Genomic DNA, 11,863 nt, shown 5'->3' with positions numbered 1-11,863 from the left:
GACACCGGTTCCGATGGGACCGACGCGCTGCGCCCACGGCATAGGATGGTCGCATGACGCCAGATGACCGCTGGCTGGCTGCGGTGTGGCCGTTTGTTCGCGGCCAGCTGCCGCCGGCGCCGGCGAGGGTGCTGGAGGTCGGCTGTGGGTCGCTGGGCGGCTTTGTCCCGGCGCTGCTGGATGGCGGCTACCAAGCGGTCGGGGTCGACCCGGAAGCCCCGGAGGGGTCGGACTACCAGCGGGTCGAGGTGGAGCGCTACGACCCGCCATGGCCGGTGGACTGCGTCGTCGCCTCGACGTCGCTGCATCACGTGGCCCACCTCGATGACGTCCTGGACCGGCTGCAGGCCCTGCTGGTGCCCGATGGGGTGCTGGTGGTGGTGGAGTGGGCCTGGGAGCGGTTCGACGAGGCCACGGCCCGGTGGTGCTTTGCCCGGCTGGCGCCGCCGCCAGCGGTTGAGCCGGGCTGGCTGCACAAGCACCAGGAGCGGTGGGCGGCCTCCGGGCAACCCTGGGATGACTACTGTCGGACCTGGGTCGAACAGGAAGGGCTGCACCCCGGCGAGGAGATCCTGCGGGGCTTGGATGCGCGGTTCACCCGCCAGCTCTATACCGAGGGGCCATACTTCTTCGCCGACCTTGCCGACACCAACGAGGCAGAAGAGCAGGCCGCCATCGACGCCGGGCAGATCCAGGCAGGCGGCATCCGGTACGCCGCCAAGCTGGCCTGACCCGGCCCGCTGCCTGCTGGACTCGGGCGAGACCAGGGCCTTGGAGCCGCTGGCCGGTTGGAGTCCGGCCAGCGGCTGGTAGATCGGCCTGAGTCTCGGGTGGTGGACAACGGCGGTCGGGGTCAGGCCTCGTTGGTTGCTGCCTTGGCGAACAGGTCCAGGAGGCTGGTCCAGCCGCCGCCACCGGTGATGCCGTCGCGGAGCGCCTGGCCGCCGTCGAGCCGGTCAAGGAGCCGATGTTCCAGCTCGACGGTGGTCTGCTCGGGTCCGTCGGCGCTGAACCGCACCTCGATCTCGCTGGCGTGCTCGGGATCAGGGTCGTACTGCCATTGGCCGTTGATCTGCCAGGTGACGACCAGGCGGTGTGGTGGCTCCCAGGCTAGTACCTGGCCCCAGTCGCACTCGCTGCCGTCCACGCCTTGTTCGTACCAGCGTCCGCCGGCCCGCGGTTCCAGGATGGCCGCCGCCATGTCGGCCTGGCCGATGTGGTACTCAGCCGGCCACCAGCTGCCGAATGAGTCGGTGAAGATGCGGAACGCCCGGTCGACGGGCACGTCGACGGTGATCGTTCCGGTGAGCGGTGGGATCGTGGCTGCGCTGCTCATCGGTCCTCCTGTTCGGGATCGACGGGGGCCGCTTGGGCGGCCTTGCCAAATCCGGTGAGTGCCTCCTCCCAGATGCGGTCCAGGTAGGCGCGCAGGGCGGTCACGCCATCGGGGTTGAGCCGGTAGATGCGGCGGGTGCCCTCGGCTTTGCTGACGACGAGACCGCCGTCTTTGAGCACGCGAAGGTGCTGGGACACGGCTGATCGGGTGATCGGGAGCTGCTGGGCCAACTCCCCGACCGTACAGGGGCGTCGAGCGAGCAGCTCGAAGATCGCGCGCCGGGTCGGGTCGCCGAGCAGTCCCAGACCTGCAACTCCGTTAGTGTCCACTAACGTAAGTTACGACTAACCGAGGATCGGCGCAAGGCTCGCGGCCATCCGGGTGGCAGATCGCTACTCGACCAGGTGGTGGCCCTCTGGCTAGGGCCCGGGTGGGCGGTGGGCGACCCCGAGCACGTGTGGCGCGGCTGGCGACGGCAGCCGGCTGTCGGGGAACCGGAACCGCTGGGTGCTGATGAGTTGGAAGCCGGCAGTAGTGATGGCGGTCAGGGTGTCGCGGCTGGTGTGGCAGCCGCCAACAGGGTGGGCCAAATGACGTCGGCGAGCCGCTGGACCCGGGCCAGGCCGGGGTGGCTGCTCGAATGTGCTCGAAGAAGCGAAGTTCGCCACCAGGGCGTAGCACCCGACGGAGCTCAGTCAGCGCGCGGGCTTGGTCAGGGACCGAGCACAGGACCAGCGAGGCTACCGCGGCGTCCATGCTGGCATCGGGACTAGGCAGGGCATCGGCGGTGCCGTCGACCACGCGGATGGGGATGGCAACGTGTTGGGCGGCGGTCTCGGCCAGGGCGCGTAGGTACGGTTCGGGCTCCACGGCGAGCATCTCAGTCTCCGCTGGCGCGTAGTGGGCGAAGTTGAGGCCGTTGCCGGCACCGACCTCCGGAACCTGGCCGGCCAGGCCGGAGAGGAGGGCGCGGCGGTGCTCGACGGCGCCCTGGGCGTCCATGGCCGGGCTGATCCGGGCGATGACGCGGGCGAAGATCGGGTGTCGCTTGGCGGTGGATGGCGCTGGGTCCGGGCTGGCCATGCCTTCTCCTTCGTTCAGATTGCCGAGCTGCCGCCGCGGGACTATCCTGCCATTATTCAAGCTATCAAGTGATCACTTGAATAGGTTCGTTGGGAGGGCCGGATGGGCGACCGCAAGGCCAAGACGGCGTTGTTCGATGAGTTCGGCCGCATCGGCAAGGCCCTGGCCAGCGGGCGGCGGATCGAGCTGCTGGACGTGCTGGCCAACGGCGAGCGCACCGTGGAGGCCCTCGCCCTCGAGGTCAGCCTGTCGGTGGCCAACACCAGCCAACACTTGCAGGTCCTGCGCCATGCCGGCCTGGTCGCCACCCGCCGGGAGGGTACGTCGATCCATTACCGGCTGGCTGGGCCGGAGGTGTTCGAGCTGTGGCGCACGCTCCGAACCCTGGCCGGGGTGCGGCTGGCTGAGCTGGAGCGGCTGGCCGCCGCCTACCTGGGCGCCCGCGATGAGCTGGAGCCGGTGACCCACCAGGAGCTGGCCCGCCGCCTCGAGGACGGTGACAGCCCGGTGGTGCTGGACGTGCGCCCGGCGACCGAGCACGCCGCCGGGCATCTGCCCGGGGCTGTGTCGATCCCGGTTACCGAGCTGCGCCGACGGCTGGCCGAGCTGCCCCGGGACCGGGAGATCGTCGCCTACTGCCGCGGTCCGTTCTGCGCCTTCGCCCACGAGGCCGTGGCCGTGCTGCGCGAGGAGGGCTTCTCGGCCCGGCGGTTGGAAGACGGGCTACCCGAATGGCAGGCCGCCGGCCTGGCCGTTACCCGCACCTGACCACGGATCGCGCCGAGGAGCCGTCCATGCCCACCATCCACCCGGTCGTCGACGAAGGCCTGGGCAACAGCGCGTATGTGGTCGAGTTGGGCGACGGACGGGCGCTGGTGGTCGACCCGGCCCGCGACCCGACCCCCTATCTGGAGCTGGCCCGGTGGCGGCGGCTGCGGATCGCCTATGGCCTGGAGACCCACCTACATGCCGACTTCCTGACCGGCAGCCGGGACCTGGCCGCCGCCGACGGCGCCCAGGTCCTCGCGCCCCGCACGAGCCGGCTCGGCTTCAGCCACCGGGGCTTGGAGGACGACGAGGAGGTCGACCTGGGTGGACTCACCTTGCGGGCGCTGGCTACCCCCGGCCACGCGCCCGAGCACGTCAGCTACCTGCTGCGGGACGGCGAGCGGCCGCAGGCGCTGTTCAGCGGCGGGGCGCTGCTGGTCGGCACCGTGGCCCGCACCGATCTGGCCGGCCCGGAGCTGACCGAGCCGCTGGCCCGGGCCGCCTACCGGTCGCTGCACCAGCGGCTCCTTCCGCTGCCGGACGAGCTCGGCGTGTACCCGACCCATGGGGCCGGGTCGTTCTGCTCGGCCCCGGTCGGGGGCGAGCGGACGACGAGCATCGGCGCCGAACGCCGCCACAACCGGCTCCTCGCCGCGCCCGACGAGGACACCTTCGTGGCCGAGCTCCTGGCCAGCTTCGGCAGCTACCCGCCTTATTTCCTGCGCCTGCGGGACCGCAACCGGGCCGGCCCCGAGCTGCTCGGCCGCGACTGGCGGGTCCTGCCCCTGCTCTCGACCGACCAGGTGCGCGAGCACCTGGCTGGTGGTGGGGTGCTGATCGACGCCCGCCCAGTCACCGCGTTCGCGACCGGCCACATCCCCGGGGCGTTGTCGATCGCGCTGCGGCCGCAGTTCGCCAGCTGGCTGGGCTGGCTCGTCGACGACACTCAACCGCTGGTCGTTGTCCTGGACGACGACCAGGACCGCGGCGAGCTGGCCCGCCAGTGCCGCACCATCGGCTACGACCACCTCACGGGCGAGCTGGCCGGCGGCATGGCCGCCTGGCAAGCGGCCGGCCTCCCCCAAGCGCAGCTTCCCCTGGTCCAGGCCGAGCACCTCGACGACCACTCCGGCGTGGTGCTGGACGTCCGCCAGGCCAGCGAGGTCGCCGACGGCCACCTCCCCGGGGCGGTCGCGGTCGAGCTGGGCGCGTTGGCTGGCGACCAGCTGCCAGCGGCGCTGCCCAGCGGGCCAGTCACCGTGATGTGTGGCCACGGCGAGCGGGCCATGACCGCCGCCAGCCTCCTCGCCCGCGCCGGCCACACGGACCTGCGCGTCGCCCTCGGCGGCCCTCAAGACTGGCAGCGGGCCACCGGCCAGGCCCTGGCCCGCTCGTGAACCAGCCGGCGCCGGCCCGCCCGAGTGGGCTGCGGCTGGGCTTGCGGGCCAACCTGGCCCAGTTCTCCCTCCTGGTCGGCGTCAACGCCCTGGTCGGCGGCATGGTTGGCCAAGAACGAAGCCTGCTCTCACTGCTCGCCACCGAGGTCTTCGGGTTGGCGGCGGCCTCGGCCGCTCTCACCTGTATCGTCGCCTTCGGGCTGACCAAGGCGGCGACCAATTTCCTGGCCGGCACCCTCGCCGACCGCTACGGCCGCAAACCCGTCCTGGTCGTCGGCTGGCTGGTCGGCCTGCCGGTGCCCGTGCTGCTCATCTGGGCGCCCACCTGGACCTGGATCGTCGCGGCCAACGTCCTGCTCGGCATCAACCAGGGTCTGTGCTGGTCCACCACCGTGATCATGAAGATCGACCTGGCCGGCCCACAGCGCCGCGGGCTGGCCATGGGCCTCAACGAAGCCGCCGGCTACCTCGCGGTCGCCCTCACCGCCTACCTCACCGGGCTGATCGCGGCCAGGGCCGGGCTACGGCCCGAACCGTTCTACCTCGGCCTGGCCTACGCCGGCCTCGGCCTTGGCCTGTCGACGCTGCTGGTCCGCGAGACCCGCGGGCACGCCCAGCTCGATGCCCAGCTGACTGACGCCGGGCGCGCAACCGACGCCGACCCAGGCCCCGACAACGGGCAGGGTGCGGCCGGCGGGGAGCGGCTGTCGACCCGCGAGGTCGTGGTCCGCACCAGCTGGCGCGAGCCGGCCCTGTCGGCCTGCAGCCAGGCCGGGCTGGTCAACAACCTCAACGACGGGCTCGCCTGGGGGCTGCTGCCGCTGCTATTTGTTCGCGGCGGCCTCCCCGTCAGCCAGATCGGCCTGCTCGCCGCGCTCTATCCGGCCGTCTGGGGCCTCGGCCAACTCCTCACCGGTCCCCTGTCGGACCGGCTGGGCCGCAAGCCCCTCATCACCGCAGGGATGCTGGTGCAGGCCGTCGCGCTCGCCGGCACCGCAGTGGCCGGCAGCTTCCTGCCCTGGGCAGCCTGCGCGATCCTGTTCGGGGTCGGCACGGCCATGGTCTACCCGACCCTGCTCGCCGCCATCAGCGACGTCGCCCACCCCAGCTGGCGCGCCACCGCCGTCGGGGTCTATCGGCTGTGGCGTGATACCGGCTTCGCCGTCGGTGCCCTGCTCGCCGGCGTGGTCGCCGACCTCGCCGGCCTGGAGGCCGCCGTCTGGGTCATTGCCGCCCTCACCGCCGCCTCCGGCCTGGTCGTGGCTGTGCGCATGTACGAGACCCACCGGCCGATAACCCAGACATGAGCGTCCACCAGGAAGGGGCACCGCTGCGGTTCGCGACCTTCCTGGCCCCCAACATGCTGCCCGTGTACCGGTTCCTGGCCGACCGGATCGCCGACCGGCTCGGCCGTCCGGTCGTCCTGGTGGCCGGCACCTCCTTCGACCAGTTCGAACACGGCCAGGCCGACCTTGGCGTGATCTGCGGGCTGCCGTACGTCTGGCTGGCCGACCGCCGCCCGGCCCCGGTTGAGCCGCTGGCCGCCCCGGTCCTGGCCGGGGACCGCTACGGCGGCCGTCCCATCTACTACTCCGATGTGATCGTCCACCGCGACGGCCCTATTACCTGCCTCGAGGGCCTGCGGGGCTGCTCCTGGGCCTACAACGAGCCCGCCTCCCACTCCGGCTACACCGTCACCCTGTACAGCCTGGTCCGGATGGGCGCCCGGCCTGGCTTCTTCACCCGCGTGGTCGAGGCTGGCTTCCATCAGCGGGCCATCCGGCTGGTGGACGCCGGCGCCGTCGACGCGGCCGCGATCGACTCCCAGGTCCTGGCCATCGAGCTCCGCGACCATCCGCAGCTGGCCGACCGCCTCCGCGTGGTCGACACCTTCGGACCCTCGACCATCGAGCTGGTCGTGGCCGCCAGCCGCCTCCCCGATCAGCTGAAGGACGAGGTGCGGGAGCTGCTGGTCGAGCTGGGCGACGACCCGTCGGCGCGACCGGCGCTCGATCACGGCTTCATTCAGGGCTTCACCGCAGTCGACGACAGCGCCTACGACGACATCCGCGCCAGCCTGGCCACCATCCAGGCCGCCGGGTGGACCAGCCTCACCCAGACGGCCGCAGGCTCCTAAGGTCCTGCGCGACTGCGCGAAACCGGTCGGGCGGCGGGTCGCGGGTGGTCATCGGTGCAGAACTCACGCGGTGCGGGCGTAGGCGACAGCCTTCTCCAGGCTCATAGTGCGTCCTTGCGCCCAGGCACGCTCGACCTGTGTGTCGGTGAGGAATCGCCGGGCGGCGTCTCGCGGGTGCTCGGTCTCCCACCGGAAGGCCTCCACAGTGAGTGCGCCGCCGAGGGGCTGCCGAAGACCGTCGGCGGCTCCGGCCAGGACAACCCCTGCCTCGGGGCGTCCGAGGGCGACCGCCGCCTGCCCCAGCCGGTCAAGATCCATGGCCGCGCCAGCCAGATCACCCAACTCCGAGGCGATGTGGAGACACTCCCGCAGTTCGCCCTCGGCCTGCTCGTAGCGACCCTGCAGCAGGGAGGTGAGTGCCAGGGTCCGTAAGGTCTGGCTCTCGTACCACCGCACCCCCAAGGCGCGGGTCCCGGCAAGGCACTGCTCACCATAGAAGCGGGAGCCGTCGAGATCCCCGGCGAACAGCCGCATCACCTGCGAGGTCGCCAGGCCGAGGCCGATCGCGAGCGGGTCCGGATGCTCGGCGACGAGGGCCTGGAACTGCTCTTCGATAGGTGCCGCCGTCTGCAGGTCACCCCGATGGCAGGCCAGGGTGAAGGCCAACCCGAACAGGGCCTCCAGCTCCAGCCACCAGTCGCCCAGCTCCTTGGCCAGGTCGCGGGCCTGGTGGTAGGCGGTCTCGGCCGCGTCGAGGTCGAACTGCCAGTAGCAGATGCCGCCAAGGCCGAGCAGGGCCTTGGCGCGCGACGCGCTGGTAGGTCCCTTAATGGCCAGCAGGTCCTCGAGCCAGTGGCGACCCTCGGTGAGGTGGCCCCGCAGCTGCCAGAAGCGCCACATCCCGCCGGCCATCCTCAGCGCCAGCTCGGTATCACCGGTCTGCCTGGCCCAGCCAAGGGCCGCCTGCAGGTTGGCGTAGTCCGCCTCAAGCTGTGCGAGCCAGCTCGCCTGCTCTGCTCCGGTGAGCTCGGGTTCGGCCCGCTCCACCAGACCCGCGTAACAGCGCGCATGGCGACCACCGACCTCGTAGTCCTCACCCGCTGCCCGTAGCTGATCCAGGGCGTACTCGCGGATGGTCTCCAGCATCGAGAACCGTGCCACATCGGACGCTGTTGGCCGGCCGAGCAGACTGGCCTCCACGAGAGCGGCGATGCCGGCGGCGACGTCGGTGACCGGCGGACCGGAGGCGACCGCCTCGGCGGCCTCCAGGGTCATGCCGCCCTGGAAGACCCCCAGGCGCCGCAACAGCGCCCGGTTGCCGGGGTCGAGGAGATGGTCGCTCCAGGCAATGGCGTCGCGCAGGGTCTGCTGCCGGGCCGCCTGGTCCACCGGACCCCCAGTGAGCAGGGGCACGGCGGGCATGAGCCGACGGCGCAGCTCCGGGAGGGGGAACTGTCGTAGCCGTGCGGCGGCCAGCTCGATCGCCAGTGGCAGCCCGTCCAGCCGCGCCACCACTTCGGCGACCACCGGCGCGTTGTCCACGCCCAGGACGAAGCCGGGATCGACCGCCACGGCCCGGTCCGCGAACAGGGCCACCGCGTCGTTGCCGGAGAGGTCGGCGGCCAGCTCACCGGAGGTGGGCAGCGGCAACGGACCAATCGGATACTCCTGCTCGCCGGACAACCGCAGCGCTGCCCGGCTGGTCGCGAGCACGGTCAACCCCGGGGCAGCATCCAGCAGCTGTCCCACCACCAGCGCCGCGGGCAGCACATGCTCAAAGTTGTCCAGCAACAACAGCAGCCGTCGTGACTGTAGGTGGTCGACTAGGGCCCGGATGATCGATTGCTCGGGCCCCTCATGGATCCCTAGGGCAGCGGTGACCGTCGAGGGGACCAGCTCCGGATCGGCGGTCTCGGCCAGCGAGACAGACCATGCGCCGTGCGGGAACTGCTCCAGCAGGCCAGTGGCGACCTGAACAGCCAGGCGGGTCTTGCCCGACCCGGGCGGGCCGGTTATACAGACCAGCCGGCGGGTTTGAAGCAGCCCCTGGAGCTCGGCGAGTTCGGGTCGGCGGCCGACGAAGCTGTTGCGCTGGGCGGGGAGGTTGTGCTGTGGCCTTGCTGGCGCCGTTGGTTCGGGCACTTCCAGGGCAGCATCCTGCAGCAGGATCTGCTCCTGGCGGTGGTGCAGCCAGCGGCTGGGCTGGATGCCCAGCTCCTGGTCCAGAATCTGCCGGGCGCGGTGGAAGGCCTGCAGGGCATCGGCCTGCCGGCCTGACCGGTACAACGCCAGCATCAGCTGGCCCCACAGCCGCTCCCGGAACAGGTGCTGGGCCAGCAGCCCCTCCAGCTCGGAGACCAGCGCGGTATGCCGTCCCAGGGCCAAGTCGGCCTCGATCCGGTCCTCCAGCGCGGTCAGCCGTAACGCCTCCAAGCGGGCGCGTTCGGGTTCCAAGGCGGCCACCTCGCCGAGGTCGGCCAGCAGCGGTCCCCGGCACAGGCCCAGCGCCGCAGCAAGATGGTCGGCGGCCGCTTGCGGGTCGCCGCGGACCAGGGCGCGGCGGCCCTCTGTGGCCAGGTCCTGGAATCGCTGGGCGTCCAGCTCGCCAGCCGACACCTTCAGCCGATAGCCAGCCGGACGGGTCTGCAGCCGCCACCCGTCCGGGCCCAGCGCCCGGCGCAGCCGATGGACGTAGCCCTGCAGGGTGTGGCGGGCGGTGCCTGGGGGGTCGCCGTCCCAGAGGTCATCAATCAGACGGTTGCAGGAGACGACCTCGCCGGCCCGGACCAGCAGCAGCCCCAGCAGCGTCCGCTGGCGCGGGGTGCCAAGCAAAAGGGACCGGCCGCTGGCCACTACCTCAAGCGATCCCAGGACCCGGAACTCCACCGCCCCTCCCGACTCCGCTCGACCTTACCGCGCGACCCCAGCCTCCGCCTCGAGGATGCCCTTGAGCCTGGCGAGGTCAGCCCGGAAGTTGCGGCGCACAATCCTGGCCGTCAACGGCGCAGTTATCCTGCCCAAGACCCCGCCAGGAAGGCGCTCAGGCTCGTACACGACGGTCGCGCGGCAACCGCTGCCTGCCGGCTCGGCGATGCAGGCCGTGTGGATCGCCATCGGCCCTGCCACCGAGCGATGCGCGATCCGTCTGCCGGGCTCGTACTCGGTCACCTCGTCGAGGAACTCGCGCCGGCCCATGGCCTGCATCACCATCCGTCCGCGGCGACCCACCCCCATGGGTTCGGCCGGATCCAGCCACTCCGACTCGGCCACCGACGCCATCCACACCGGGTCATTGGTTCGCACGGACAAGAACCCGAACACCTCCTCGGCTGGACGGTCGATGACGATGCTCTCATCGACCCTCATGACCGCTTCCTCCTCGCTCGGGTCACAGCAGCCAGCCGCCACGTTGACGGCACCCGATCGCAACTCAATCGCAGCCGCCAGGTGCCAGCGCGTGCCGCGTCGACGGTTGAGGGCGGCGATGGTGCCGGCGATCCAGAGACCGATCCAGCGTGGACCGTCACGGGCGCATCCCGGAAGCAGGGGTCGATGTCGGCGCCGTGGTCGTGTGGCCGCGGCCCACCTGCAGGGCGATCGGTCTGCGATCAGGCTGCGATCGTCGGCGCTCACGATCCCGAAGGCAGCGCCTACAAGGGATGGGAGACGCCATGCGCAAGGACTCGTACCTGTTAGCCGATCACGCCTCCGAGCTGGAGCGGCTTCAGCTCCAGTCGCGGATGTGGGAACCAGCCGGCCGACGCCTGCTCGGCGAGATCGGCGAGGGCCAGGGAACCCGGGTCCTGGACGTCGGCTGCGGCGCGCTGGGCTGGCTGCGGCTGCTCAGCCACTGGGTCGGCCCCGACGGGCAGGTCGTGGGGACCGACATCGATCAGGCGATGCTGGCCGCCGCCCAACAGCTGGTGACCGACGAAGGCCTTGACAACGTGACGCTGGTCCACGACGACCTGTTCGTCAGCCAGCTGGAGCCCACCTGGTTCGACCTGGTGCACGCCCGCTTCCAGCTCGCCCCGCTCGGTCGCGGCCAGCAGCAGATGGCGACCTACCTGCGGCTGGTCCGCCCCGGCGGCACTATTGTCTTGGAAGAGGTCGACCCGGCGTCCTGGCACTTCATCCCACCTGCGCCCGCCTTCGAGCAGCTCAAACCCCTCGTCGGCGAGGCGTTCCGCAAGGCGGGCGGCGACCCCGACGCCGCCGCCACGCAGCTGGAACTGTTCCGCAGCGCCGGCATCGAGGTCAACGCCCGCGCCGAGGTCCAGGCACTGCCCCCAGGGCACCCCTATCTACGGCTGCCGCTTGAGTACCTCACCGCCCTGCACGGGCTGCTGCGGTCGATCATGGACGCCGAGGAGCTCCAGCGGCTCGAGAAGCAAGCCGAGCGAGAGCTCCAGGACCCCGGCCGCTGGGGGGTCACGTTCACCCTCTTCCAGTGCTGGGGCATGCGTGGAGCCTAGCAAGCGTCGATCCTGATGGGACTGCTCGCAACCAGATGCTGACGTGCATCGACCTAGGACCAGGCACGCTCGACGATCGCCAACCAACGGCCACAGCACCCGACTGTGATTCCTGCGGAATGTGCGTTCCGCCGCGAATTGCATTGGATGCGAATACGCGACGGCTTGCATACGAGCGGCGAGAGCCGTCGACGCTGCCGCCTCCGACCTGGGCATTCCCGCCGTACGGGATCCGGGGGGCGCGACATGGGAGACGCCACGCGATATCGGGTCGCCGTCTGAGCCTCCCCTTGTGACCTGCGGGTTTGACAACCCCCTCGCATCGGATGCGAACGTCTCGCATCCGATGCGACGACTTGGAGGTCACCTTCGGTGGAGGACCACAGGCTCGCCCCAGGCGCGGCCGGGCTGCACGTGGTCGCCGGGCTGGCGCTGCTGCGGCCCGAGGAGCAGGTGTTTGCCGCGATGCTGGACGGCTGGGGCAGCCAGCAGCTGGCCCGCAACCTCGCGCCTGGGACCGTGGAGGGCCGCCAGCGGGCGGTGCGGGCGTTCGCCACCCACGCCGCGGCGTACCCGTGGGGGTGGACGCCGCAGATGGTCGATGAGTGGTGCACCGACCTGCGCACCGTGCGCCGGTTGCGCCGGTCGACGCTGCGCGGCTACCAGG

At 71.2% G+C, this 11,863-nt stretch carries 12 protein-coding genes and 1 pseudogene; 8 read left to right on the top strand and 5 right to left on the bottom strand.

The annotated features are described in order from the left end of the window. Positions 1–53: 53 nt before the first annotated feature. Positions 54–731: a methyltransferase domain-containing protein gene (locus VG276_11930; protein ID HEV8650086.1), complete on the top strand. Its 678-nt coding sequence runs from the start codon at positions 54–56 to the stop codon at positions 729–731. Between the two features lie 122 nt (positions 732–853). Here the strand turns inward: VG276_11930 and VG276_11925 are convergent, their stop codons facing one another. From VG276_11925 to VG276_11915, 3 genes and pseudogenes are all read right to left on the bottom strand, one after another. Further along, entirely contained in the window at positions 854–1,336 is a 483-nt protein-coding gene (locus VG276_11925) for an SRPBCC family protein (GenBank protein ID HEV8650085.1), read from the bottom strand. Further along, a complete protein-coding gene (locus tag VG276_11920; GenBank protein HEV8650084.1) occupies positions 1,333–1,665 on the bottom strand; it encodes a metalloregulator ArsR/SmtB family transcription factor in 333 nt (110 codons plus the stop codon). Before VG276_11920 ends, VG276_11925 begins: the two co-directional genes overlap by 4 nt. Positions 1,666–1,755: 90 nt before the next feature. Continuing rightward, positions 1,756–2,338, bottom strand: a pseudogene (locus tag VG276_11915) (class I SAM-dependent methyltransferase). Here VG276_11915 and VG276_11910 point away from each other — a divergent pair. Genes VG276_11910 through VG276_11890 form a run of 5 tightly spaced genes read left to right on the top strand, consistent with a single transcriptional unit; the run spans position 2,237 to position 6,721 of the window. Beyond that, positions 2,237–2,491: a hypothetical protein gene (locus VG276_11910; protein HEV8650083.1), complete on the top strand. Its 255-nt coding sequence runs from the start codon at positions 2,237–2,239 to the stop codon at positions 2,489–2,491. The pseudogene VG276_11915 and the gene VG276_11910 overlap by 102 nt on opposite strands. Before the next feature lie 30 nt (positions 2,492–2,521). Beyond that, positions 2,522–3,187 (top strand): metalloregulator ArsR/SmtB family transcription factor, encoded by a 666-nt coding sequence (locus VG276_11905; GenBank protein ID HEV8650082.1) that lies wholly within the window; start codon positions 2,522–2,524, stop codon positions 3,185–3,187. 26 nt (positions 3,188–3,213) lie between these two features. Next, entirely contained in the window at positions 3,214–4,584 is a 1,371-nt protein-coding gene (locus VG276_11900) for a rhodanese-like domain-containing protein (GenBank protein HEV8650081.1), read from the top strand. Then, a complete protein-coding gene (locus VG276_11895) occupies positions 4,581–5,891 on the top strand; it encodes an MFS transporter (protein ID HEV8650080.1) in 1,311 nt (436 codons plus the stop codon). Before VG276_11900 ends, VG276_11895 begins: the two co-directional genes overlap by 4 nt. Further along, positions 5,888–6,721 carry a PhnD/SsuA/transferrin family substrate-binding protein gene (locus VG276_11890; GenBank protein ID HEV8650079.1) on the top strand — a complete coding sequence of 278 codons (834 nt, stop codon included), beginning with the start codon at positions 5,888–5,890 and terminating at the stop codon, positions 6,719–6,721. Before VG276_11895 ends, VG276_11890 begins: the two co-directional genes overlap by 4 nt. Before the next feature lie 63 nt (positions 6,722–6,784). Here the strand turns inward: VG276_11890 and VG276_11885 are convergent, their stop codons facing one another. Together VG276_11885 and VG276_11880 are read right to left on the bottom strand one after the other, a co-directional pair. Continuing rightward, positions 6,785–9,607, bottom strand: a complete 2,823-nt coding sequence (locus tag VG276_11885) for a BTAD domain-containing putative transcriptional regulator (protein HEV8650078.1) — start codon at positions 9,605–9,607, stop codon at positions 6,785–6,787. 24 nt (positions 9,608–9,631) lie between these two features. Next, positions 9,632–10,087: an SRPBCC family protein gene (locus VG276_11880; GenBank protein HEV8650077.1), complete on the bottom strand. Its 456-nt coding sequence runs from the start codon at positions 10,085–10,087 to the stop codon at positions 9,632–9,634. Between the two features lie 305 nt (positions 10,088–10,392). On the opposite strand from VG276_11880, the gene VG276_11875 reads away from it, so the two are divergent. Both VG276_11875 and VG276_11870 read left to right on the top strand, forming a co-directional pair. Continuing rightward, complete coding sequence (locus VG276_11875; protein HEV8650076.1) at positions 10,393–11,196, top strand: methyltransferase domain-containing protein; 804 nt, start codon at positions 10,393–10,395, stop codon at positions 11,194–11,196. A 453-nt stretch (positions 11,197–11,649) separates the two neighbouring features. Then, a partial coding sequence (locus VG276_11870) for a site-specific integrase (protein HEV8650075.1) occupies positions 11,650–11,863 on the top strand: 214 nt, incomplete at its 3' end.

It is taken from the genome of Actinomycetes bacterium, assembly GCA_036000965.1.
Classification (GTDB): Bacteria; Actinomycetota; CALGFH01; order CALGFH01; family CALGFH01; genus DASYUT01.
This window is presented reverse-complemented; position numbering and strand designations above follow the sequence as displayed.

Coding starts and splice junctions, on each gene's coding strand:
- VG276_11930 (HEV8650086.1), top strand. CDS start 54: ATGACGCCAGATGACCGCTGGCTGGCTGCGGTGTGGCCGTTTGTTCGC.
- VG276_11925 (HEV8650085.1), bottom strand. CDS start 1,336: ATGAGCAGCGCAGCCACGATCCCACCGCTCACCGGAACGATCACCGTC.
- VG276_11905 (HEV8650082.1), top strand. CDS start 2,522: ATGGGCGACCGCAAGGCCAAGACGGCGTTGTTCGATGAGTTCGGCCGC.
- VG276_11900 (HEV8650081.1), top strand. CDS start 3,214: ATGCCCACCATCCACCCGGTCGTCGACGAAGGCCTGGGCAACAGCGCG.
- VG276_11890 (HEV8650079.1), top strand. CDS start 5,888: ATGAGCGTCCACCAGGAAGGGGCACCGCTGCGGTTCGCGACCTTCCTG.
- VG276_11880 (HEV8650077.1), bottom strand. CDS start 10,087: ATGAGGGTCGATGAGAGCATCGTCATCGACCGTCCAGCCGAGGAGGTG.
- VG276_11875 (HEV8650076.1), top strand. CDS start 10,393: ATGCGCAAGGACTCGTACCTGTTAGCCGATCACGCCTCCGAGCTGGAG.